Below are 24794 nucleotides of genomic sequence, written 5' to 3' on the forward strand. Positions count from 1 at the left end.
CCGCGGGCCACTGCCTCGGGCGTCCGGCCCGCCCGAGGCGTCCGGACGGTGGGCACTGCTGCCGGCGGTCGAGAGCGAGCCGACGGTGCTCGCCGCGGCGCGTGCCGAGGTGCTGCTCGACCGGTACGGCGTGGTCACCCGGGGCAGCGTCGCCAACGAGGAGGTGACCGGTGGTTTCGCCGGCGCCTACCGGGTGTTCAGCGCGCTGGAGGAGGCCGGCCAGGTGCGCCGCGGCTACTTCGTCGAGGGTTTGGGTGCCGCCCAGTTCAGCGACCGGCACGCCATCGACCTGCTGCGCGAAGCGCCCGCGGCGCCGGGCGCGTTGGTGCTGGCCGCCACCGATCCGGCCAACCCCTACGGCGCCGCCCTGCCCTGGCCGGCGCGCGCCGAGGGTACCAAACACCAGCCCGGACGCAAGGCCGGCGCCCTGGTCGTACTCGCCGACGGCGACCTCACCCTCTACGTCGAACGCGGCGGCCGCACCCTGCTGTCCTTCGCCGACGACGCCGACCAGTTGGCCGCTGCCGCCCGAGCACTCGCCGAAGCGGTGCACGCCGGTGTGCTCGGCAGGCTCACGGTCGCCAAGATCGACGGCGCCGATGTCCTGGGCTCCGATCATGCGCTGGCGCAAGCCCTGGCCGCAGCGGGTTTCCGGCTGACGCCGCAGGGCCTGCGGCTGCGGCGGTAGGAGACCAACACGACCTCGGCTGCTAGCCTCATCCCTAGTCGAGTGGGTGCCGAGGAAATCCGCCCCAGCGACGGGCACTCCTCACGTAGGTGACTTCGACAAACGCGTGCCACTACGTTTCGTTTCACCTCGTCACCACCTTGGAGCGTCGATGACTGCCACCGGGCGATCTACCCGCGATTTTCTCCGCTCGATCAGTCCCACACTGCTGATCGCCGTCGGCTGCACTGTGCTCGGGCTGGTCGTCGGACTCCTGATCGGAACGCAGATCCCGGGCGGCACTCAGCCGGCACCCGTACAGGTCACCGTCCTTCCGCAAGCCGGAACAGGAGGCGAGACCGATGTCGTCATGCCCGATGTCCGCGGACTCACCGAGCCCCAGGCCCGCCAGGCGCTGGCCGACCACGGCGTTCCAAGCTCAGTGGTCACGATCAATCGGCGCCCTCACCTCGCCAATGAGGGAATCGTTGTCGCCCAAGACCCGATCGCCGGCACGGCGGGTCCAACGAAAGTGCTGCTCTCCTTGCCCGAGAAGGCTTTCGTACCGAAGCTGACCGGCACTCCCGAGGCGCAGGCGCGTGCGGCTTTGCAAGAGCAGGGTGCCGAAGTGTCGATTGCCCGTGAATATGACGCCTCAGCCGAGGTCGGCACGGTGTTACGCAGCAAACCGGCTGAAGGTAAACCGCTCACTGACGAAGTGACTCTGATCGTCGCGGCGCCACCGGCATCGGCGGCGCTCGGCGAGGTCGAGTCGTCCGGATCGTGCTCCGCGGGCAGTGCCGCTATCAACGGCAACGCGTTCACAACCGCGACCAACTGCTCCGCGTATGCGGCCGGCGCTGAAACTGTCTGGCTGCTCAATCGCCGAGTGGCCGCCCTCACTGCAACGGTCGGCCTTGACGATCATTCCGACCCGAACGCAACCGTTCAACTCACCATTACCGGTGATGGCAAGCGGCTCTATCGAAATAGTTTCGGCTACGGCGTCGACCGCCCGCTGAGCATCAAACTCAAGGGCGTCCTGCGCTTGGTGGTCACCATCAAACGCACCGACGCCGGAACTGATTCGGCCACGGTGTCGTTCGGTGACGCGGCACTCTTGGGCGCCCAGGCCGACCTCGACTCCTTGGAGCGTTGACCGTGCGCCGCGTGATCCTCCTCGGCCTTGCCGTGTCGCTGGCCGCTATCGGAGCAGTCGTTTCCGTCCCGCGCGCGGCTGCCGACGAGGTCGTCCGGAATACCGTGTTGCTGCTCCTTGACACCTCGGGCTCGATGGCCGAGGCCGACGACAACGGAAGAATCAAGATCGAAGGCGCGAAGGCGGGCATCGGCTCGCTCATCAACTCGCTGCCCAGCGCGGCCCGGGTCGGCCTGATGACCTACCCCGGCCAGGGGGACTGCGGCGCCCCGAAGACCATCTATCCGATCCGCAAGCTCGACAGCGCCACCTTCACCCGCGGAGTGTCGGCTCTGGCGAGCCCGAGTGGAGGCACGCCCACCGCGGACGCCTTGCGCGCGGCCGCCGACACTGTCCAAGCGGACGGCCACAGCGGCACGATCGTGCTGGTCTCCGACGGTGAGTCGAACTGCGATGCCGATCCCTGCGCTGTCGCAACCGACATCGCCGCCGCCGGCATCGATCTCACGGTCAACACCGTTGGCTTCAGCATCGACGACGATGGCCGCAAGGAGTTGGAGTGCATCGCGAATGCAACGAACGGCCGCTACGTCGACGTTCAGGACGGCGATGCACTCGGTGATGAACTCGCCAAACAGATGTCGCCGCTCCTCGCCCTGTCCACCCAGATTCCGGGCGATCCGGTCGCTGTCAACGCGACGTCCGTATCCGTTTCTGCCACCGTCACCAACGAGTCCGGTCTCACCGCGACCAATGTGCAGGTGAGTCTGGTGCCGACCACGACCGGCGACCAGCTTCTCGGTGTTCTTCGGCCGTTCGTGAGTCTGGGAAATCTGGCCGCCGGGCAATCCCGCACTATTACCTGGTCGGTTCAAGTATCGCATTTGCTGGCGGGGCAGAAGGCTTCCCTGCGCGTCCGCGCCCAGGCCACCAATGCAAAGTCGGTCTCAGCCGAAGGTGTCCTCAGCTTCGTCCAGCCTGGCGGTAGTTTGCTGAGCCCATCGTCGCCACTGGCCCAGGTGCGAAGGGCCGCGGTGCTCGGAGATTCCTTTTCCGCCGGCGACGGTGCCCATGCAACGGTGGGCGATTATGCGGACGCCGAATGCCGTCGCTCAGCCAAGCAGTACGCCTATCGACTGTTCCCCGATGCGGTGGACAACTTCGCCTGCACCGGCGCCGTGATGTCTGATCTGACGTCCCAAGGGCCCTCGCACCGCCCCTCCCAGCTCCAGCAGCTGAGGAACGCGCTGAACGCCGGCAGCAACTACGATGCGGTACTCCTCACCATCGGTGGGAACGACATCGGGTTCGTGAGCATCGCCCGCAACTGCTTGGCACAGCACATGCTGGTCGGACCGAGCAGAGGTGCGGCTTTCCTCCCGTTCCTCAACCCGTGTAGCGCAGACCCCGGCTCCGCCCTGTATTCGGAGCAGATGGCGTTGATCGATGCGCAGAAGGTGCTGCTGCAAGACACCTACGCGCAGATCGCGCAGACCTTTGTGAGCGCGGGCCGCCAAGCGCCTCCGATCATCGTTTCGCCGTACCCGCTGATGGTGCCCTACGAAGTAAGTCTGCGACGGTCGTGTGGTCGGTTCTTCAGCCTTACCAACGCAGGATTCAGTCTCGACCAACTGGGCGATTTCAACGCCCTCCAACGACGGCTCAACGCGGTCATCCAGCAGGCGGTCGAAAGCGCGCGAGCCGAGGACGGCGTACCGGTCTACTTCGCCGGCCCGGTCGAAATGGCGGTGCAGCCGAGCCACACGCTGTGCTCGGATGACCAATGGATCGTTCCCCTGACACTGGGCAACGCCTCAGGTGGCACCGGTGACACGCCGATGCATCCGAACGCGAATGGTCATCTCGCGATCGCGCTGGCGCTGTCCCGGTGGTCGGAGACCCCCGGGCTTGAGTTGAGGGGCGCCACAAGTGGAGCCTGGCCGGGCCGCTTCAGCCTGCTCGATGCTGCCCCGGTCGGCCAGTTGAACGGGAACACCGGTGGCAGGGTCACCTCGGGTCCGGTCGATTTCGTCGTCGACGGATTGGCACCGCATTCTCTGCTGATCGTGACGATCAGATCGAGCCCCTACCCGCTGGTATTCGGCGAAGCGGATGCGAACGGTCGCTTCGCCGCTCGCGTGACCATCGACCCGGCGCTGGTTCTCCCCGGTGACCATGAACTGCGACTCGGCGTAGTCAATCGCGACGGGGTCGCTGAAGTGCGTGCCGTGCCGATCACGGTGAGCAGGCCTATTCCCTACTGGTATTGGGCACTCGGTTTGCTCGGCTTGGGTGCGCTGGGCGCAGGCCTGATGCTTCGCCACCGCGCCAAGCGGTCGCCGTCCTCGGTCAGCCCCGCCGGATGATCAGGCGAGACCCAGCACCAGGACGTCGCCGTCCCGCCTGCTGGTGACGTCACCAGGTCCGGTGGCTTCTGGATCCGCGACGAGGCGGATGGTTCGCACGCCGTCCAGATCACCGGCGCGCTCGATCAAGAGCAGCTGGTCGTTCACCCTGCCCCGCAATGCCTCGATCGCGAATCTGGCGCCGGCACGGGCACTCCAACCGTCCAATAGCCGGTCGAGCGCTCCCGGCTCCCAGCGCAGCGCAAGCCCGCGAACTGCAGCTGCGTCTGCCAGTTCCCCGAGTTGCCGGGTGACCAGTTGGACGCCGGCAGCACGACTCAACGGCTGGAAGGTGAACCATTCGTCGATGCGGGCAAGGAACGGCTCCGAGAAGCCTGCATCGGTCAATGCCGACCTCGACGACCCGGGAGAGGCGGCGGAGGTCTGGCCCGTGGTTGAGAATCCCACCTCTGCCAATTCGCGATGGGCCATCCCCGCGTTGGTGGTGAAGACCACGAACGAACGCCGGAAGTCGAGGACGTTGCCGTCCGAGTCTGTTATCTGTCCCTCGTCCATCAACTGCAGCAGCAGGTCGGCGATCACCGGATGCGCCTTCTCTACTTCATCGAAGAGGACGATGCTCTCGGGTGCCTGCCGGATTACCGAGAGCAACCCTCCTTCGCCTCGCGAGTACCCGACAAAGCCTCGGCTGACCCCGATCAGGCGACTGATCGCCTGTCCCGGATCGGGTGATCGACCAAGGGTGTTGCAGTCGATTCGGATCAGCGCAGGCCGGCCCGAGCCGATGAGCTTGGCGAGTTGCGCGGCGGTCTCGGTCTTGCCGGTTCCCGTCGGCCCGCAGAACATCCAGCAGCCGCGCGGGCCGCGTCGTTCCAGCCACGGATCGGCGAGCCGGCTGACGAAGCGATCGGCCACCCGGGCGATCAGTGCGTCCTGCCCCACGATGGCAGCTGCCAAACGGGCACGGGCCGCCTCGACGGACAGTTCACCGAGTGCCTCCGGCCTACCGGCTTCCTCTGCGAGAGCGAGGTCGACATGGGTCAGGTGGACCTCGTCGCCACCCGCTGCCTGAACCTCGGCGCATGCCTCGTCGAGCAGATCGAGTGCCTTGTCGGGCTGGTGGCGGGCCGGAAGATACTTCTCGGACTGCTCGACACACACCTGCAGGATGCGGTCCGGCACCGCGATACCGCCGTAGTGAGCCTGGAACTCCGCGCGCCGTTGGCGCAGGATACGCAACGTATCGGTGGGCGTCGGTGGGTCGAGCCGCACGATCCCGAATCGCCGCACGAGAGCGCCGTCGGGCTCGATGAAGTGGCGATACTCGGCGAGCGTGGTCGCGCCGATCACCGCGAAGCGGCCGTCACCGAGTGCTTGCTTGAAGGCCTGGTCGCCCTGGCTGAAGGCCGACCGCTCGTGCATCGCGCTGGCCAACAACTGGTGGACTTCATCGATGAACAGGATGATCTCGGGGTTGGCGTTCAACGTGTCGATGAGGACGGCCATTCGGTTCTCATAGCGTCCACGCTCGGCAGAATCGCTGCGGAACCGCGTGACCGACAGCTCGAACACGTCGCGGTCACGCAGGGCGGGTAGCAGCTGGTCGGGATCGCGCGCGATCGTCCGCGCCAGCTCCCGCACCAGCGACGTCTTGCCGGTGCCCGGGTAGCCGAGCAGCAGCGCATGCGGGCGACGCATCTTGATCAGGTTCTTCTGCAGCGCAGTGAGCCGATGCGGTTGGTGAAACGGACGCCGGGTCGGGATCGGCTCCAAGGTGAGCGTGCGCCCCCACGGCGCAAGCGTCGCTATCGCAGCATCCCGGCGTTCGCTACGTCGCCATGGTTCGTCCGGCGAGCTCACGGCGCTGCGGCTGCGCCCGTCCTCGACCGCCTCGAGCAAGGCGGTCACCGCCGTCAGCAGTCCCTCCATCGCGGCCAGGTCCGGCGGTCGATAGTCAACTGCGCTGCTGAGCGCTCCGGTGGCCGGGTTCCACGCCGTTCGGACGGGAGCATGCCTGGTGTTGAGGCCGTTCAACCAGCCGGGCGCGACCGGCTCGATGCGCCAGGATTCGATCCCGGCCCGCACACCCTCCGCAGACAGTTCAATCGTCACGAAGTGCGGGCCGGTGGTGCCGTCGAGCACTGCGATCATGCCACCCTCGGCGGCGGGCACCACGGTGCCGCCGGCCCGCTCCACGAGGGCAACGGCACGTGCCAGGGTGCTGGTCGAGGTCATCGCTCGGGCCCGTCCGTCTCCTGACTGTCGCTCTGGTCGATCTCGTCGCGTTCGACCTGAACAGTGTGGTCGACGTCTGTGACGCGGGCGTCCCGTGCAGAGAGCTCCATGTGCCGCGTGATCAGATCGCGATGAAGCCGGGCTGTCACAGTGACGCCGGCAGCCAGCTCGCGGATCGCCTGCCGCGGTGGATGCTCCAGCCAATAGCCATGCAGCCACTCCGACAGGTTCGCGTCGTCGAGAACGGCCCGCGCCTGAAAGGCTGTGAAGCCGGTGAACGTGGCCTTGACCAGCTCGACCCGATGAAGTCCCGGCATGACTCCGAACGGATAACGCTCGGCTACGTCGGCCAACTCATCAATGAGGTCGTCATCGCTTAGAGTCTCGTCGCCTGGTCCGTCGGTCATGGTCAGATCTCCGTCGCACGGTTGACTGCGCCAGGTCTGGTGTGAGCGGCACAGACGGCGACACAGTTGGGCGAGCTGGCCCGGACGTGGTCAATGTAGCGAGTTTCCGCCTGGTGGACTTGTTCGGCCGCGCCACCCGGGCGCCCGGCGTCCCCATCGTCCAGTGCGCGCCGATCAACCCTGGTTCCGAACTCATCGGTGGTGTGCACCTTGCCCGCTGCCGACATCAGCGCGCGGCGATCCTCGGTGTAGCCGGCCGACATCCATGCGTCGGCCACATCGAGATGGCGTGCGATGCAGCGTGGGTGGCGCAGCGAGCCGCGGTGTGCCAGCACACCGGCCAGATAGCGGGTGAACCACACGGCATCCGCCACCTTCTTCAGGCGTGCCGCCACGGTCGTGGTGCTGATGCCCAGCGACTCCGCGGTGGCTGCCCGAAGGCCGTCGCGCCTCCTCCGCGAGCGCCCCGCGCGCCTGGCCGTCCAGTCTCTCGCCCATTCCTCTCGCTCCCGCTGGTTGCGGCGGATCTGTTCGGCGTGCAGCGTGTCGTCGTCGGCCGGACCAGACGCAGCCGACGGGCGCTCCGCATCGCGACGAACCTGCGCGTAGGTCTGCAGGGTCTGCCACTCGTCGGCGGTGATGTGCGTTGCGATTCCGGAGCCACCGCGAGCACACAGCACCCGCACGACCGCACCCAAAGCCTGCAGGCGACGCTCGCTGTCGAGTCGTTCGACCACCCCGCCCTCCAGATCCTCGGACTCGACGTAGGCAGGCTTGGGCTCCGGAAGACCACCGTCATCCTCACCTAGGGCGAGCTTCCTGTTCCTGTCGAAATCGTCGATGGCCGCGTTGCGCGCTGCCCGCACGAGCCCGCGCTGCCAGTAGGCGAGGAACTCCGTGTGAGCGGCCTCATCGTCGGCGAGCCCTTCCAGCTGCTCGAATGCTTGGGTGAGCGCCTCCGAGACCCATCGCTCGGCATCGAAGCCGGCGGGTGTCCGCCCGGCGACCGCCGTCACCTGCCTGGTCACTGCGGCGCACAACACCGGGTATCGCGCGATGACGAAATCGGCCAGCTCATTCTGGCTCTGGGCCGTCCTGGACTCGCATGCCGTCATCGCCGCCGCCCCGGTAGCCTCGGCGTTCGCTCAGCTCGGAAGATCACCGGGCTAGCTTGCGGCAGCTGCCGGTTGACGGACAACTCATGGACGCCTCGTGCTGATCGCTTGCCCCGTAGGCGCACGCGCTGTTTGCTGACCGAAGGCGACGGAAGGGGCGCATCGTGCCGAGTATCTGGGCAATCGACATTGCCGGCGTGCAGAGTGCGCATGCGCACCCGTCGGGTGTCCACAACTTCCTGTCCGAGTGGTTCGCCGAATCGCATGCCGAGCATCACGAACAGAAGAGCTATAGCCTTCGCGGACGGATTGATGACCCGGAGGGTAAGGGCATGCGGGTCATCCTGGGAACGACCAGCGACGCCCTGGCCGATTCCATCGAACGCATAGGGCCCGGCAAACGCATTACGTTCGGCAACTCGGGCCGACACATCGGCACGGTGATCGACTCGCCGACGCTGTTGACCAGGGCGAGCTGGAACGACCTTGCTCGCCCTCGCGCAGTGAACCAGTGGCGTATCTGGATGAGCACACCGCTGGCCTTTCGCCGCAACGGTGTCGACCAGCCGTGGCCCGCTCCGTTCCAGGTTCTCGCTGGCATGCAGCGGCGCTGGCCCCGTGACTCCGTTCCCGTCGATGCCGGTGAGATCGACCTGTTGGCGCGGGGAGTCGCAGTGACCGACGTCGAGATCCGGACCACGTTGTGCGAGTGGCCACCCGCCAACGCCTGGGGTGCGGAAGGAATGGTCGAATGGACGTGGCTGGGCCTCCGTGGCGATGCCACGGGTCCGTCGTCGGAGACCTTCGCAATAGACAGCCTGCTCCGCCTGGCGGAGTTCTGTGGGGTAGGCGGCTACCCGCAGCATGGAATGGGTTCGGTCAGGGTCGACGCATTCCGGGTCAAACCGCGGAATCCACGCGGAGAAGCGGTCGCTGTGGCTCATCACGCAGGCTGACCGACGTCGACCGGGGAATCCTCGAACATCCCGGCCGGGTCGTGAATCGCTACCAGTGCGAACTCATCGCTCCACGGGCTGGTGGCTGAATTGCTGGCAAGGAAGGTGGCGGGCATCACGCCTGCCTGCTTGGCGGCCTCCAGCAGCGTGATGGTGCACAGCGAGTTGTCAGTGGTGACGTCGACGATCGTGCCGTCGGCAGGCAACAGCCGGAGCTCCTGCGCCAGCTTCGCCACCGTGGCATCACCGGGCCGATGCCGGTCGACCTCGGTGTGGAGCCGCCTCACCGAGACGGCGGGCTTCGCTACCGTGAGCCATTGCTCCAGCTGATCGATCTGCGATTCCTCACCTGGGCAGATGACCGCGTAGACGGTCGCCACGTTCGACAGGTTCCGAACCAGGCTCTTGAAGGCCTTCTCGTGGGGGGCGTCCACGTTGGAGACCATCGTGACGACCCCGGTGATGATGCCCAGCTGGTCGTTGCTGATCTTGTTCGTGATCAGGTTCACCGCTTCTCTGCGCCGAACCGCGATGGAGTTGTACACCATGACCCCGAAGGTCGCCACCAACAGCGTGACGATGGCGGTGGAAACCAGCCAAGCCGGCACCGTCTCGTTGGCGAGCAGCAGGATCTGACTGATCAATGACGGCAGCATCCACAGCGTCATCCAGCCGCTGGAGAACGAGCCGCGCAGCACTTCCTTCGTGGTCGAGCCGACCCAGCCAGCCGGAAGTTGCTTGGCCATGACACCCCTTTCACACCGTCCTTGTGAGCGGCTGGCTCCACGGTAGGACTCGCCGAGTATGAGCCGCCTCTGCGATGGACAGTTTGGGGTCGAAATGTCCTGCTCCACTGCCATCCTGCCGCGGCGACGTGATCGCATAGCGCCTGACGGAGAGGGCGAGCATTGTCTGGAGCACTGTTCCACCGGTTGCTGTCGGCAGCGGCGCTGACGACAGCCTGGGAGGACGTGCTCGCCAATGATGCTGACGACGGTGAGATCCAGCCCGCAATCACCCGGTTCGCGGCGCAGGCCGATGCTCGTATCGCCGACCTCGCGGATGACCTCGCCCGCGGCACCTTCACCCCGAATGACCTTGTCGAGGTGCAGATCGCCAAGGCGAACGGCACTCATCGGGTGCTTCACATTCCGAGCATCGGCGATCGGATCATCGAGCGTGCACTTCTTCGCGGTCTGAATCCGATCATCGATCCTCACCTGGGCGCCAGCTCCTATGGATACCGTCCCGGGCTGGGGGTGGTGGACGCAGTGCAGGCGGTCGTCGCACTCCGCGACGAGGGCTTGGGGTGGGTGTTGCGATCAGACATTCACGACTGCTTCCCGTCGATCGATGTCACCCGCGTGATGCGGCTGCTGGAGGCATTCATCGACGATGCGGTGTTGCTCAGGCTGATTGACGCCCTGCTCGCCCGCTGCGTGGTGGGCGGTTTCCGCGGTCGGCGGGTCGCACCAGGATTGCCACAAGGCAGCCCGCTTTCGCCGCTGTTCTGCAATCTCGTGCTGACCTCGTTCGATGACGCTCTCCGCCGCGCCGGCTTCCCGATGATCAGGTATGCCGATGATTTCACCGTTGCCGCCCGTTCACGGTCTGCGGCCGAAGCCGCGTTGCACGTCGCTCGCACCGCATTGAAGGAGTTGGACATGGCACTGAGTGAGGACAAGACGCAGCTCATGTCCTTCGACGAGGGCTTCTGCTTCCTCGGGGAGGACTTCGGGGCGCGCTATCCCCCCATGGTGGTGGACCATCGTGTCGAGGAAGCGGCCGCCGGCAAGGTCGTGTATGTCGGACGCCAGGGCAGCCGGGTGCGGATTCAGTCGGGTCGGCTGCTGGTCGAGTCGAAGGACAATGCGGAGCTACTCAACCTGCCGCAGTCCCACGTCAGCCGGGTGGTCTGCTTCGGATCGGTGGGATTCAGCGCGGGCGCTCACGACTGGGCATTCGGATCTGGAACCTCGGTGGTCTTCCTCTCGCGGAGAGGCAGCTACTCCGGCCAACTCCTCGGCGGTGGAAAGACTCGGGTGTCTCGCCTTCGTTGTCAGCTGGGAGTGACCGCGGAACGTTCCCTCACGCTCGGACGGCGGGCGATCGAGGGAAAGCTCGTGAAGCAGGGCGTCCTGTTGCGGCACTTCGTCCGCGACGACAACGCCGCCGAGGTGTCACGCGCCATCGGTGTCATTGACGCCATGGCCGCGATGCTGCCCACCGCGTCCAGCACCGACGAGATCATGGGCCTCGAGGGTGCGGCGGCCAAGGCATATTTCGACGGCCTGAGGGCGATCCTGCCCAGTGAGCTAGCTTTCCGCGGGCGCAATCGACAGCCGCCGCTCGACGTGGTCAATGCCGCACTCTCCTACGGTTACACGGTGCTGCTCGGCGAGTGCACCTCTGCGCTAGTGGCGGCCGGTCTCGACCCTGCCATCGGAAACCTGCATAGCGAAGCCGGCAACCGTCCGGCTCTGGCCCTCGACCTGATGGAAGAGTTCCGGCCGCTCATCGTCGACCAGGTGGTCGTCCAGTTGTGCCGTGCCCGCAGCCTCACCGGCAAGCACGGCACGACAACTGCCGGCAAGCCCGGCGTGCTGTTGACGAAGGCCGGGAAGGAGGCGCTGCTGGGCAGCTATGAACGCCGAATGCTCACCCGAGTGCGGAACGCCTCGGACTTCGCTGGGTCGTGGCGTCGTCAGCTCTATCGCCAGGCTCAGCGCCTCGCCATGGGGATCGCCGGCGATGACCTTGCCTACCGGGGGCTCTCATGGCGTTGACCACCGTGATCGCCTACGACGTGAGCGAGGACGGACGTCGCGCGCGACTCGCCGCGTTGCTGCAGCGCTACGGCGACCGAATCCAGTTCAGCGTGTACCTCTGCCGCCTCGATGAGGACGACCTCAATCAGTTGGTACAGGCTGCCGAACGCATCATCAACCTCAACACGGACTCGCTGTACGTGTTGCGTCAGTGTCCGACATGCTGGGAGCGGATGGACTGTAGGGGCCAGTCCCGGCCCCCTGAGCGTGTGCTGTACTGGCTCGCGTTCTAATCGGAGGGGTGCGCGTGAGCTACCGTCAACGTGCTCGGGTCTGCATGCCAGCTGACAAGGGCAAACGCTCGGTTCGTTGGCTGTACGCAGGTTCCAGCAAACCTGCCGCCGTCAGGGTCTGCAGAATGCTAGTATCACCCCTAGTCGTATGGCCGTAAGAAGGCTAGGGGTGCGTAAGCACTTCCTCACGTAAGTGAATTGAGACACCTCGGGGTTGTCCTCGATGCCACAATCCGTGTCGTGCGTAAGCACTTCCTCACGTAAGTGAATTGAGACGAAATCTCGCGGCTTATCGGTCTCCCGAATGTAGGTGCGTAAGCACTTCCTCACGTAAGTGAATTGAGACGTCCGCGTTCACGGACAACTCGGTTGCACAGACTGTGCGTAAGCACTTCCTCACGTAAGTGAATTGAGACCCGACTGGGCCCAGTCGTTCAACCCCGAGGGGTCGGCGAACTGTGCGTAAGCACTTCCTCACGTAAGTGAATTGAGACTCTGGTGGGGGGCTCGCCACGTCAGGGCGTGGTGCGTAAGCACTTCCTCACGTAAGTGAATTGAGACCGTCCTGACCATGGTGTCACGGCAATCGCCGTGTGCGTAAGCACTTCCTCACGTAAGTGAATTGAGACTCTGCCATCTATAGTGACCAGGTCGGCGTACGCGTGCGTAAGCACTTCCTCACGTAAATGAATTGAGACACGACCCAGCGGGTGCTCCCGGCGGTCGCGAACGGGTGCGTAAGCACTTCCTCACGTAAGTGAATTGAGACGCGACCTGTCCGGCCGTCTGCTCCGACGTCGTGCGTAAGCACTTCCTCACGTAAGTGAATTGAGACAGGGCGAGGCCAAACGGTTCATTGCTCATAAGCCGTGTGCGTAAGCACTTCCTCACGTAAGTGAATTGAGACCGATCCCAGGCCGGATCGTTGGCGCGGTCGGTGCGTAAGCACTTCCTCACGTAAGTGAATTGAGACTACTCGAGTTTTGCGGGGAGAACACCCAGCAGTGCGCAAGCACTTCCTCACGTAAGTGAATTGAGACTGGCCAGCTCGTCGGCGAGCGAGCTGGCGATCTTCTGGTGCGTAAGCACTTCCTCACGTAAGTGAATTGAGACCCCTCCGGCCCCAAGTCGATCGCCATGCCGGTCTGTGCGTAAGCACTTCCTCACGTAAGTGAATTGAGACTGGAGCGTTGCGCGCCCGTTGGAAAGATCTTGTGCGTAAGCACTTCCTCACGTAAGTGAATTGAGACGAGTACTGGGGCCACTAGGCGTCGTCTCTTGTGCGTAAGCACTTCCTCACGTAAGTGAATTGAGACGTTGAACGGTCGGTGATTCCACGGACGAATGAACAGTGCGTAAGCACTTCCTCACGTAAGTGAATTGAGACCCGTCGACGTGACCGTCCCCCCGACGATGCGTGCGTAAGCACTTCCTCACGTAAGTGAATTGAGACGATTACTGTCGGTTCAGTTTAAGCGACCTCTCTACCGTGCGTAAGCACTTCCTCACGTAAGTGAATTGAGACGCAAAGTAACCAAGACTGGCATACATGCCACGAGGTGCGTAAGCACTTCCTCACGTAAGTTAATTGAGACATCCTTCAGGCGTCCGGCCCCATCGATGGTGACCAAATCAGGTGCGTAAGCACTTCCTCACGTAAGTGAATTGAGACTTCGTCCGCTCCTCATCCGACCTGACTGTCCACAGTGCGTAAGCACTTCCTCACGTAAGTGAATTGAGACCGGTTGCACACACGGCGGTCCAGCCGGCGTACTGGTGCGTAAGCACTTCCTCACTTAAGTGAATTGAGACAGGTGGTATCCTTCTTCGTGTCAGCGAAGTAGTGCGTAAGCACTTCATCACGTAAGTGAATTGAGACCTTCGGATCGGGGGCCGAGTCGGGCTTCTTTCGTGTGCGTAAGCACCTCCTCACGTAAGTGAATGGAGACGACCCGACCGTCGGCTACCGCGATCTTGATCCATGCGTAAGCACTTCCTCACGTAAGCGAATTGAGACGACGTCGCTCCAGCTGAACCCCGTCTTGGGAGTGCGTAAGCACTTCCTCACGTAAGTGAATTGAGACGTGGCGTCCTTGAACGTCTTCTTGGTTTCAGCCGTGGTGCGTAAGCACTTCCTCACGTAAGTGAATTGAAACGGGGAATGTCTCCACCTTGCCGTTCACCTTGACAATGTGCGTAAGCACTTCCTCACGTAAGTGAATTGAGACACATCACATCTTGCCGAAACCGTTGGACGCCCAGAGTGCATAAGCACTACCTCACGTAAGTGAATTGAGACTCGCTCATTCCTGAGCCTCTCTAATAGGGAACGTCGTGCGTAAGCACCTCCTCACGCAAGTGAATTTAGACTGGGACACCCAGCACAACTCCACCGAACTGTAGTGCGTAAGCACTTCCTCACGTAAGTGAATTGAGACTGGATTGCCCGTGAGGGCTGGGCGGGTTGCTACTGTCGTGCGTAAGCACTTCCTCACGTAAGTGAATTGAGACTTACGCTTGCGCGCCTTCGTCAGCGCGAAGGTCATCAGTGCGTAAGCACTTCCTCACGTAAGTGAATTGAGACGGTGTTGCCCTTGCGGGTCTCGACGTAGCGAAGTGCGTAAGCACCTCCTCACGTAAGTGAATTGAGACGGTCTCGGGGCTGCTGGAGACCATGGACGCCTCGAGTGCGTCAGCACTTCCTCACGTAAGTGAATTGAGACACGTCCTCCTCGTTCGCCGGTACGGTGAACGATCGTGCGTAAGCACTTCCTCACGTAAGTGAAGTGAGACAGAGCTGAGCGCAGTACTTTGTCTTTACCCTTCGCGATGCGTAAGAACTTCCTCACGTAAGTGAATTTGGACACAACGCCGCCACTCTTGGCCTCGATGACCCACGTGCGTACGCACTTCCTCACCCAAGCAGATTGCGATGCAGACAAGTCCGGCGAGTGGGAGACGCTTGGACCTGCTGCGCAAGCACTTCCTGGTGCAAGTGATGGCGACGTCGCCGTGGCTGTCGGAGTTGCGGACGGTGAGTGCGTACGCCCTTCCCTGCGCACGCGAATTAATGCATCCCTATCGTCGTCGCTTGGTCACTACTTTCGTGCCGTGCGCAGCACTGCCCACGTGGCTGACGGAGACGGGTCATGATCGTCTGATCGAGGAATCTCTATCGCGCCGGCGCATGCACCTGCTTCCTAACGGTGTCGAGCCAACGCTCCGAGATCCCGGCGTGCGCCGGGATGACGTACACAAAGCAGCACAACGCCCGAACCGTGTCGAGTCAACGCTCGCAGATGCCGGCATGCGCCGGGATGACGTACACAAAGCAGTACGACGACCTAACTGTGTCGAGTCAACGGTCGCAGATCCCGGCGTTCGCCGGGATGACGTACACCTGCCGTTCAGTTGGCCGCCGTCGCGCGTCGCGCCTTTCACGGGTACACGAGGTTCAGGGCCTCGCGTTCAGCCGGCAAGCGAGGGTGCGCAGCAGCCCTCAGTCCACGTCTAGGTTGGCCAAACGGTCACCCGGCGCCCAGCGGGGGTCATGGGAGACAACGACGATGTAGGCCGGCAGCTTCGGGTCGAACACCGCGACTGCGGCGAAGCGGTGCACCAGGTGGTGGGTAAGCACCGCCATGCCCGCCAGCGAGCAGGCACCGTTGATGCCGAGAAGGCCCCCGCCTTCCAGTTCGCCGGCCGCCTCGAGTTCATCGAGGCCGCGCACGATGTCCTTCACGATGAGGTCGCCGGGAGCCGAGACGCCGAAATTCAGCTTGAGCATGCGCCCATGGCGGGCGAGCACGAACGGACGGTCGGGTGCGGTCACGGGTGCCTCCAGGGAGATCTTGGTCATGGACAGTATGGCTGTGGCCAGCGAGTCGATCGCCGGATGTGGCTCGTCGAGCACTCCGCGCTCCAGGTGATGGATCACTGCCCGGAACGGCAGCCCGGCCTCCAACACCCGATCCTCGGTGGCGTCGTAGTCCGACTGAAGCTCGGCCAGGACGACCAGGTCGAGGGCGCGTGCGAACTCCCGCCACTGGGTGAGGTCTGGGTCCGCGCGGTACAGGATGACGATATGAGTGGCACCGGCACAGATCGAACGCTGCTTGTCGTCGATGAGGCCGCCGATATCGACCAGCACCAGCGGCTCCGAGCAGTCGGCCACGTGCTGCGCGATCCGTTCAGCGAACGCTTCGGTGAAGGGCCTCTTGTGACCCGATCGATGATGGTCGGCACCCGCGCGATCACGGCTGGCCGCCTCCTGATACCAGGACCCTTCACCGTCGGGGCTGGCATCGATTGCGTACGGATAGATGCCCTGGCTCGCGGCGCCCGGCACCAGCGCGCGTTTCAGATGCTCACGCAGGCAGCTCTTGCCGGTGTGCGGGCCGCCTGCCAACACAATCTTCATTTCACTCCCTTCGGCGTCCATCGATCGGCGTTCGGATTGTTCGGCAACATCTCCGGGCCGTTCGCGCGGTGCAGCAGCGGCAACGCGTGTTTACGTCCACGCTTCGGGTCGTCGTTCGCGACGAACCACTTGTAGGTCTCAACCTGGGGCGGTAGCTCCCCGGTCTGCTGGGCACCTTCCGGCACCCGCGGGTAGTGCACCACCATCCCCGTCCCGAGCGTGGCTGCGGCGATCGATCGGTAGACGGCGGGTGCGCGCGTACAGAACTCCTCCTCGAACCAGTCCGCCAATCGCTTGGCTTCAGCTTCGCTGTCGTTCGCCCCACCGGCGACGAGCATCCGGTAGGCCTGCCGCACCTGCTCGTGCGACTGGACGGTCGACTGTTCCCAGTTGATGCCGACCCGAACGCTCCCGAAACCAAGCGGCTTCCCCATGCCCAGCTTCAAGAAGTGCTCGCCATCGCCGGCCAAGCTCAGAATCCACAGCAGTGCAGCGAGTTCGCTCTCGGTCGCGTTGGAGACGTACAGGTTCACCGTGAAGGTAGTGCCGACGTCGACCCAGTCCGTGATGGCCACCGAGACCGCACCCGTGGCGCCTTCGCGAACGGACAGGAAGTTCTTGAAGTGCCCGTCGCTGTCCTTCGGGTGAGAGCCCGTGCCGGCTGTGGGCCAGCCCCCAGCCGGCAGCGTCCAGTATGTGCCGTCCCGGTGCTGATGCGGGTACACCTTGTGACCGGCCAGTTGATCACCCGGCTTGAAGCCGTCCCGCTTGGGACGGTCATGCGTCGGATTGCCAAGACCATCCCTGGTGTAGAAGCGGGCATGAGAGGGTTTGGGCGAGTTCAGCGTGGCCAACTGCCACGAAACGTCGCCGGACGGGCCGCCTCCCCCGGCACCGCAGACCGGGCTGCCCACACGCAACTGCCCACGATGCGCCGGCTCGCTGCTGCCACGTGGGGGAACCCAACCAAACAGGCGTTCAGCAGGAGTCAACGCCGCGCGTCCGTCAGCGGGCAGCAGAGCTGGATCGAGCAGGTCACTCGGCGCCTGCACCAGCGACTCGCGAGTGATGAGCGCCGGGTAGAACTCGAGCCGCCCGTTGCCCTTCTCGTAGCGGTAGTAGACCGTCTGCCCCGGCGCCAGCTTCGCCCAGTGCCGGTCGGTGACGTACGCACCCACCTGCAGCTGGGTGGCCGGCGGTGGTTCTGTGTTGAACGACTCGAGCTTTCCGCGCCACGCCGCGACCGTGCGCCGGTAGCCTTCCCCGGTCAACGCGGTAAGCAGCCGATTCGTGAGACTCGCCCCCGGCGTGAGCACCGCATCGACGAAGAGCCGTTCTGCCCGCTTCCTTCCGAACGTCGGCCCTGTAGCGTGCAACGTGCCCTTGATCAGGACCAGCGGTTGGCTCTCAACCTTCGTGTTCCAGCTGGACGGTGGATTCGGCTCCGACGGAGGGTTGGCCGGGTTGGGTGAGGTGTCGTGCAGCGTGCCCACCACCCGCCACCAGAAATAGTGGGCTGCACCCTTGCGGTGCTCGAGCAACTGCAGCCACGCGTACACCACGGCGCCCTGCTGCCGGCCACCAAGGATCGCCCGGGGAACTGTGACTGGCGAGTTGATCTGCTCACCGTCAAGTGTCAGTGCGCTGGGGAAGATTCGGCCCTGCTCACGCAGCACCAGTCGTTCCGCCTCGGAGTCGTGCGCTTCCACCTTGGCGAAATCCAGTTGCAGCGCGTCAGTGTGAACCGAGCGCACCGACAGCGGTTTGTCGTGGGCGAAGATGCCGAGCCGTGAACCGGTCGCCTGCTCGTACACGGAGCGCAGCATGCCCTTGACTGCTGAACCCGCGAGAATCGGCACACCGTCGGCGTCCCGCCGCACCGACAGGATGGTCGGCTCGTTGTCCTGTTTTCCTGTGATCTCCATGGTCAGCAGTGGGGTGGCCGTGGTCAGTTCGATGGCAAGCTTCGCCCGATAGGTCGTCGGTGCGGCTGACGCATGGAGGAACGGTGCGTGTTCGGACAGTCCTTCGAGTTCCCTGAGCTTGGTGCTGAACGGCACGAAGTTGTACGGGTTGGCGAAGTAGCCCGCACGATGGAGCGGCCGGCTCACGGATTCCTGGTTAGCTGTGGCCAGGCGACTGGTCTCCTTCGACGGAAGCGTCTGCCTAGCCCGGACGAGTTCGACCTTCTCAACCGCAGAACCGTTACGCGTCACCAACACGCGAGCGCCATTGGCGAGCCCCTGCCGGAGTGCGGTCGGGCAGGTCGCCTTGCTATGCCCGTGCGGCGGTGGGGAATCCTCCGGCACCAGGTACCACGTCCCGCGGGACCGCTGAAGTCGGTAGATCGCCTGACTCATGACAGCTCCTGCACCGTGGTGAACCGCTCGGCGATCACACCCACGTTTCCGTGCTCGTCCCGTTTCACGTACTCGACGACGCCCAGTGCGAGATGCCGTCCGACCACTGCCTCGACCGGCACCCACAACGGACGTGAGTGCCCGTCGTGTAGCTTCGACCAGCCGTCGGCGACGGCTTTCACCGGGCCGCGCAGCACGCGTTGAGCGGGCGGGTCGAGAGCCCACCACGACCGCGCCTTCGCCGCGGCATCGTCGAGAACGCTGTGACGACCCTCGCCGAGCGACTGATCCCACCACCAGTGGAACTCGGCGCCCGCGGTGAACAAGCGGGCGTCGTAGACCCAGTCAAGGTCGACCGAGCCGCGATGGTCGCGCAACGCTCCTGCTGTGCGCCGGACAAACATCGAGCCCTGCGGGGACTCGACGAAACCGACCTCAAACTCTGCCGGGAGCCCGGTCAGTGCCTCAACGAGTGACGCCATCGTGCGCCCCTTCCTTGTTCGCGTCCGCAATCGTCGACAGCTCGGCCAACCAGCCTCCGAGCAGCAACTCCCGCACGTCGTCGAGCGCTCCGTGGTCGGGGTCGAGTAGTTCGGCCAGAGTGAAGCTGCGACCGGCGACCGTCGCCAACCCGTCGGGAAGCTGAGCCCCGAACGTCCAGGTGACCTTGGCGGAGTCGACGTCCACCTCGCCGTACCCCCTGGTCGTGCCGTGCCCGATTCCGATCCATCCGTCACACAGGTCACGCAGCACAAGTGCGAGTAGGGCGAACTCGGAAGCGCGGTCACCCACGCTGTTCGGACGCGAAAGGTCGATCTCTAGCACGATTGGCTGCCAATAGTCGGGGTGCGGCAGCGGCGCGACGGTGGCGAAGAGCTTGCCGTCGTCGGCACCACCGGTCCACCTGCTGATGGCCACATGGTCGTTGATACGTAGCAGACCTCGGCCTTGCCGCAGCGCCTCGGCTGCCGCACGTCGAAGCTGCACGCGCCTGGTCAGTCCGGCCTCGCCCTTCTCGGTCGGCCGTGGCTCGACCAGGACCGCGAGGATGTCATCCCAGTTGTCGACCGGCTCGACCGCCAGCACCTCGGCGACGCGCATCGCGCCCTTCATGCCTGCCTTGCGCGCCTTGCCGCGTCCCATCGGCGGTTTGCCGAACAGCCGCTGGACCGGGCCCAACGGAGCCGCCATCTGATCGAGCGGCTCGACCGGCGCCCCGACGGACGCCGCGGTGCGGACGATCCATTCGGCTCGTGAGCGCAACGCCCCCTTCAGCGACGTTCCGGGGATCACCAACCGGCGCTCTTGACCGCGCAGCCGGGTGCTCTGCGGCATCCGGTCCACCAGTCCGTTCAGCGGCACCGAGACGAGCAGGGGCCCGACCGCCCGCCAAGGCACCTCGATCCGCAACCCCGCTGGTGCGGGTGGCTCGAGAGTCAGCGGCTCCCCTTGGGCATCGGGGTTGTCGAGAAACCGGAGGAGCTCTTTCCGATCGCCGATGCCGATCCATTGCAGGCGGCCGTTCGCCAGCCGGACGCGCCCGAGCCCGGCCGAGGTGCCTCCACCCAGGCTGATGCCCCCCGTCAGCACGTTGGCGATCGTGGTGACCCACTGCTTGGCGTCATCGCGGCCGAAGACACTGGCGCCGGCATCAGTAGCCTCGACCCGAAGCTCCCACGTGAAGCGCGAACCCGCGGGCACCACCTCGCGGCTGAACAGCAAACCTCGCGCTGCGGTACCCGTACGCCGGTCGATCGCCACGCCGTCACGGCGTTCCACCTGGATAGCGGTCTTGGCCAGCGGCTTGTGGACGGCGTCCTCGAAGTACAGGTTCGAGGCCCGCTCCTGCCCGCCCCAGGCGGTTTCGTTCTCGAACCGGGCGGCAAAGGCGCCGGCGAGCGCCGAGCCGGGAATCACCAACCGGCCCAGCCCATCGCGGACGCAGGTGATGTCGGCACTCGGACCCTCCATGCCGCTGCCCACCGACAGCGCGGAGTCGGTGACCAGATCACCCCGCAACACGAACTCGCCCGCTATTGCCCGGCTCATGCCGCCCCCTCGCTCTCGCCACTCTCGCGTCGATCGACGCGTGCCACCTGACTCAGGCAGGCTTCGATCAGTGCCTGCGCCACCAGCTGGTCCGAGGCCCCGGCCAGGTTGTTCGGAATCGTCACGGGGGCACCGCCGTGCCGGTTCAGCAGGGCGGCGAGCCGAGTCGGACGCCCCTTCGTCTCCGTCCCGCTCGGACGGCGCTTGGCAGACCCGATGTCGGCAATGAGGTCCAGCGCCTCGGCCGCCCACTCGGTGCGTCGGTGGCCATCGCCGCTGCCCAGCGAATCCAGCCACCGATCGATGGACTCCGAGTTCTCGGTCAGCTGTCGGGCTGCTTCGCGCAGTGTTCCCCGAGCGGCGTTCGAGGTGGCCTGTCCGACCAGAGCGCGGCGCAGGTCGTCGTCGGCCGATGCGGCCAGACATGCCTGCAGGATGGCGTCCTGCCAGGCGGAACGCGAGAACGACTGCCACGCGCCTTCGGTCGGCGCAGACTCGGCGGTCGTCGTGGCGCTCGCCGTGTCCACCTCGGCCCGGACCGCTCCCAACTCGACATCGGACGCCAGGGTGCGGGCCTGGCCGAAGCCCTCACCGCGCAGAACCCCGAGACCGCGATCCAGCACCCGGTGCAGTTCCGCTGCAGGAACGGCGGACGCGAACCTGATCCGGATCACCGAGCCGGCAGCCAAGCACACCCGCGAGTCTCTCGGCAGCGTCTGCGTCATCGTCCACGACTCACGCCGGACCACTCTGACCAGGCTGCCGCCGAGCGCCTCCGCCCCGATGCCCAGATTCGCTGCGAGTTCGCGCGCAACGGCCGCCGCGGTCGGCTCGGGCAGGCCGAGCTCGTCGTGCAAGCAGGTGTCCGAGGTCAGCCACACCGTGGCCTCGGTGAGCGTACCCGTCGCGTCCGGCTCGACTGCGCCTTGAGCCACAGTCACCCGAGCGGCACCGAAGTCGCTGCGACGATACCGGCCGAACGCCTGGTCTTCGGCGAGGCTCAGCACCCGCTCCCACTCCTCGTCGTTGACTTCGGACGAGGCACGCACCACACATCGCAGTCGGGTGCGGGGCGGTATCGCCTCGAAGGTGTAGAGGCCGTCCTCGTCGGGACGCTGTGAATCGTCGTTCACATTGGCGTGCGCGGTCTCCTGAAGCGACAGCTGCGCGATCGACCAGCCCGCAGATCCTAAGGCCCCCCAGCCGCGGACGCTCTTGGCGTCCTTCATCGCTGCGGCTCCCCCGGTCAGACTGTCGAGCAGCCGTCCGGAGGTCTCCCACTCGGTGCCTTTACCGGCCGACATCAGGCTCATCGGCATCGCAACGGCCCGCTCGTCGGCCACCACCGGCGTCGCGTCCGACACCACGAGGTGACCCTGCCGGATCAGCCCAGCTGACCGGGCTCCGACGGCCTCGGCTATCACCGGGAGCACCACGGAGCCCGGAATGTAGTCGTAGCCCGTCGCGACGTTGCCGCGGACGGCGCGAGTACAGATCACCGGCAGCACGGTCTCGATGGTCAGGACGGCAACCCTCGGCCGGTCGGTGGCCGCGCGGACGGGAGCGGCGGCGGGTTGCCGCCGGTGAGGCATCGCGAATCGCACCGTGCCGAGATCGAACGACGCCACGTCGTCGGCGTGCGCGGCAAGGAGGTCGGCCAATGGGGTCACCTTGTCGAGGGTGACCGTGCAACGGCCCGCCCCTCTACGGCGCGAGCCGCCGGTGTGATGCCACAGTCGCGCCCCGGCGTGCAGCAGGAACTCGACCGCCCACGCGGTCTCGGTCACCGGCACGCTGAAGCCGGTCTGCACGGTCAACCCCGCCCGGGCACGCTCGATCAGCCGCAAAGTATCGTCATCGGCGACCCCGGTTTGATCGTCGATCTTGACCCCGAACCGCGTTGTGGTCAGGTAACGGCGCAGTAGGACAGCCTCCGGATCGGACGGGGTCAACTGATCGCGCCATGCCTGCGGGAGCCTCGCCGGGCGCACGGTGAGCTGGCCGCGGGCCTCCTCGGGGACAGCGCCGTGGCCGGGCGCCGCACCGAACAACCGCGCCACCAAGCCTGCCCATTGGGGTGTATCGGCTCCCGCGTCCAGGCCGCGCGCCGCCTTTTCACAGGCGTCGCGCCACAGACCGAGAAGGGTCTTCGCCGGCACGAACGGCAACCCGTCGGCATCGCGTGCGACGAGTCGGTCGATGCCGCCGTGCCGGCCTTGCCCAATGCCGCAATGCCAATCGCTGGCGAAGGAAATCCTGAGCACACCACTCACGCCGCCCATGAGACGCTCCTGCTGTTCGGTCGTCACTGATTCCCGCCTTCCACGCGACGCGGTCCGGCAAGGACGCCGGACCGCATGTCCGCCGCATCGAGGACGGCCATGAACCGACTGCACCCGCCCTGCGCAACCCGCCCGGAAGGGAGGTTGCGGCCCAGGAAGTCGGTGACCCCCGCATCTGCGGACGACGCCGCCACGCGCTCGATGGTGCGTCGCAGTACCTCGTCGTGGGGCTGCATCAGGGCTTGGCGAAGCTGGTGCATGGCCGAGCCACTCAGGGTGCGGTCCACCTCGGCCTCCAGCACCAAGTCGACGTCGTCGATCAGGATCTGGTCTTCATGTTCGGCGGCCCACCCGGTGTTCGCAGCGGCCACACCGGACGGCGCGAGGAAGGGCCCAGACCAGAGATCCAACGTGGCTGACCCGGCGCCGGCAGGGCCGGGAGGACGCCGCAACCCTGCGCGTATCACCGACAGCGGCCGAACCACAGAGTCATGCACGACATGGAAGTCGTAGGAGGACCGGCCTTCGGCGTTCGCCTTCGTCGCGGTCTTGGCAGAGCGACACAACTGCTCCGCGAGTTCGTGTGCGGCGTGAAAGGGGAAGTGCGGCTTCACGAAGGCGATGCCCGCACAGGCCGTCAGGTGACGCCGTCCGGTCTCGCGCTGAGCAGGACCAGCGATCGCCTCCGTCGCGGCCGCATGTCGTTCGAAGGCAGCGAGGTAGGCGCGGGTGACCGCGAGCGCGTGGCGACCGTCGCAGACGAAGGTCACGTCGTCCCCGCCGATGATCAACGGGACGATCCAGTTCTCGCGCGCGAGGCTCTCGACCGCCTCACCGAAGGCGGCCTCGGTGACGGCCGTCAACGCCCTGCTGAAGCCTGCGAGCTCCTCAGGGCTGGCCAGGCTGGTGATCAGATTGCCGAGGCTGTTGCCGTCGGCATGCACCACGGCCACCCATCCGCCGTTGGTCAACTCCTCATCGAGATTCCGCTGAATCGCGCCGCCGAACCTCTTCTGAAGATCTTGAATGGCGCGGTAGGCGCGGTCGTAGGCCTTGTCGGTCAACGCCGAGGCGGGGATCCGGCGCCGGCTCTCCCGCTCCTTCTTGTCCTTCGCTTTTGCGGTAGTCGGGTCGGGAATCACGACACTCGGCGGAGTGGCTGTGATCGGACAGGTATCGAGGAACGGGCGCTGTGGAAAGCGCTGCTGCGGACTGGGCCGCGACCAGCGCAGCGCCGCGTGCCGCGCATGCACCAGCGGCAGGCGCTCCTGCGCGTCACCGGGCTCGGTGGATTCGTCGTCCACATAGCCCCAGATGTCGAGACCAGGGGCAGCCCGCAATGCCTTGGTGGTGACCTTCTCGACGACCTTCCGACCGGTGTCTCGATCAGTCACCCGCAGCAACGCCTTGCTGGACGTCTTGACCACCGGCGTCAGATCCCCGTTCACCGCGGCGATCGCTTCGTCCACCCACCTCTCCAGATCCTTGACCAGGCCGCTGGCGCCGACCTGAAATCGCCGCCGGGTCGACTGCAGGATGAACTCCTGATTGGAACCCGTCTCAATCAACACCCAGTAGCCGGGCTGATCGTCAGTTGCTTGCATACGCGCGCGCTCCACCGTTGAGAATCCTGCTGGCGTGGCGAGGCACGTCCCAACACGCTCCTTGGTGCCCCCCGGGACTCCCCAGCCGTGCTCAGGGTATTGGTGCCGTACGG

At 65.3% G+C, this 24794-nt stretch carries 15 protein-coding genes, 1 pseudogene and 1 CRISPR repeat array; of the genes and pseudogenes, 6 read left to right on the top strand and 10 right to left on the bottom strand.

Annotated elements, in window-relative coordinates; genetic code table 11:
* The 3 genes and pseudogenes from QM624_RS18955 to QM624_RS18965 form a co-directional block, all read left to right on the top strand.
* Nucleotides 1-688 (top strand): annotated as a pseudogene (locus tag QM624_RS18955) (DEAD/DEAH box helicase); the annotation flags it as partial.
* Between the two features lie 151 nt (nucleotides 689-839).
* Entirely contained in the window at nucleotides 840-1826 is a 987-nt protein-coding gene (locus tag QM624_RS18960) for a PASTA domain-containing protein (RefSeq protein ID WP_415094730.1), read from the top strand.
* A gap of 2 nt (nucleotides 1827-1828) precedes the next feature.
* Complete coding sequence (locus QM624_RS18965) at nucleotides 1829-4192, top strand: VWA domain-containing protein (protein WP_415094732.1); 2364 nt, start codon at nucleotides 1829-1831, stop codon at nucleotides 4190-4192.
* Here QM624_RS18965 and QM624_RS18970 read toward each other — a convergent pair whose 3' ends face one another.
* The 3 genes from QM624_RS18970 to QM624_RS18980 all read right to left on the bottom strand — a co-directional run bounded on the left by QM624_RS18970 (nucleotide 4193) and on the right by QM624_RS18980 (nucleotide 7949).
* On the bottom strand, nucleotides 4193-6091 hold the full coding sequence (locus QM624_RS18970) for an AAA family ATPase (RefSeq protein WP_415094734.1): 1899 nt from the start codon (nucleotides 6089-6091) through the stop codon (nucleotides 4193-4195).
* 332 nt (nucleotides 6092-6423) lie between these two features.
* Nucleotides 6424-6834: a hypothetical protein gene (locus tag QM624_RS18975; protein WP_415094736.1), complete on the bottom strand. Its 411-nt coding sequence runs from the start codon at nucleotides 6832-6834 to the stop codon at nucleotides 6424-6426.
* A 2-nt stretch (nucleotides 6835-6836) separates the two neighbouring features.
* A complete protein-coding gene (locus tag QM624_RS18980; RefSeq protein ID WP_415094738.1) occupies nucleotides 6837-7949 on the bottom strand; it encodes a hypothetical protein in 1113 nt (370 codons plus the stop codon).
* 164 nt (nucleotides 7950-8113) lie between these two features.
* Between QM624_RS18980 and cas6 the strand changes: the two genes are divergently transcribed.
* Nucleotides 8114-8905 carry a CRISPR system precrRNA processing endoribonuclease RAMP protein Cas6 gene (gene cas6, locus QM624_RS18985; protein WP_415094740.1) on the top strand — a complete coding sequence of 264 codons (792 nt, stop codon included), beginning with the start codon at nucleotides 8114-8116 and terminating at the stop codon, nucleotides 8903-8905.
* Here cas6 and QM624_RS18990 read toward each other — a convergent pair.
* On the bottom strand, nucleotides 8893-10125 hold the full coding sequence (locus QM624_RS18990; RefSeq protein WP_415094800.1) for a hypothetical protein: 1233 nt from the start codon (nucleotides 10123-10125) through the stop codon (nucleotides 8893-8895). The genes cas6 and QM624_RS18990 overlap by 13 nt on opposite strands.
* Here QM624_RS18990 and cas1 point away from each other — a divergent pair.
* Together cas1 and cas2 are read left to right on the top strand one after the other, a co-directional pair.
* Nucleotides 10045-11691 carry a CRISPR-associated endonuclease Cas1 gene (gene cas1, locus QM624_RS18995; protein WP_415094798.1) on the top strand — a complete coding sequence of 549 codons (1647 nt, stop codon included), beginning with the start codon at nucleotides 10045-10047 and terminating at the stop codon, nucleotides 11689-11691. The genes QM624_RS18990 and cas1 overlap by 81 nt on opposite strands.
* The gene (cas2, locus tag QM624_RS19000; RefSeq protein ID WP_415094742.1) at nucleotides 11682-11966 is read left to right on the top strand and encodes a CRISPR-associated endonuclease Cas2; all 285 of its coding nucleotides are present in this window, start codon (nucleotides 11682-11684) and stop codon (nucleotides 11964-11966) included. Before cas1 ends, cas2 begins: the two co-directional genes overlap by 10 nt.
* 169 nt (nucleotides 11967-12135) lie before the next feature.
* A CRISPR array of direct repeats spans nucleotides 12136-14831; the repeat unit is 36 nt; unit sequence GTGCGTAAGCACTTCCTCACGTAAGTGAATTGAGAC.
* Nucleotides 14832-15465: 634 nt separating this feature from the next.
* On the opposite strand, the gene QM624_RS19005 is transcribed toward cas2, so the two are convergent.
* Genes QM624_RS19005 through QM624_RS19030 form a run of 6 tightly spaced genes read right to left on the bottom strand, consistent with a single transcriptional unit; the run spans nucleotide 15466 to nucleotide 24696 of the window.
* Nucleotides 15466-16407 (bottom strand): CRISPR-associated protein Csx3, encoded by a 942-nt coding sequence (locus QM624_RS19005; RefSeq protein ID WP_415094744.1) that lies wholly within the window; start codon nucleotides 16405-16407, stop codon nucleotides 15466-15468.
* On the bottom strand, nucleotides 16383-18746 hold the full coding sequence (locus tag QM624_RS19010; protein WP_415094746.1) for an RAMP superfamily CRISPR-associated protein: 2364 nt from the start codon (nucleotides 18744-18746) through the stop codon (nucleotides 16383-16385). Before QM624_RS19010 ends, QM624_RS19005 begins: the two co-directional genes overlap by 25 nt.
* Complete coding sequence (gene csx19 / locus QM624_RS19015) at nucleotides 18743-19228, bottom strand: CRISPR-associated protein Csx19 (RefSeq protein ID WP_415094748.1); 486 nt, start codon at nucleotides 19226-19228, stop codon at nucleotides 18743-18745. Before csx19 ends, QM624_RS19010 begins: the two co-directional genes overlap by 4 nt.
* Complete coding sequence (locus tag QM624_RS19020) at nucleotides 19212-20795, bottom strand: RAMP superfamily CRISPR-associated protein (RefSeq protein ID WP_415094750.1); 1584 nt, start codon at nucleotides 20793-20795, stop codon at nucleotides 19212-19214. Before QM624_RS19020 ends, csx19 begins: the two co-directional genes overlap by 17 nt.
* Nucleotides 20792-23077, bottom strand: coding sequence for an RAMP superfamily CRISPR-associated protein (locus QM624_RS19025; protein WP_415094752.1), 2286 nt, complete (start codon nucleotides 23075-23077; stop codon nucleotides 20792-20794). The genes QM624_RS19020 and QM624_RS19025 overlap by 4 nt, the downstream gene beginning before the upstream one ends.
* A gap of 23 nt (nucleotides 23078-23100) precedes the next feature.
* The gene (locus QM624_RS19030; protein ID WP_415094754.1) at nucleotides 23101-24696 is read right to left on the bottom strand and encodes a Cas10/Cmr2 second palm domain-containing protein; all 1596 of its coding nucleotides are present in this window, start codon (nucleotides 24694-24696) and stop codon (nucleotides 23101-23103) included.
* Nucleotides 24697-24794 lie beyond the last annotated feature (98 nt).

The organism is Micropruina sp. (assembly GCF_047606365.1).
In the GTDB taxonomy this organism is placed as follows: Bacteria; Actinomycetota; Actinomycetes; order Propionibacteriales; family Propionibacteriaceae; genus Micropruina.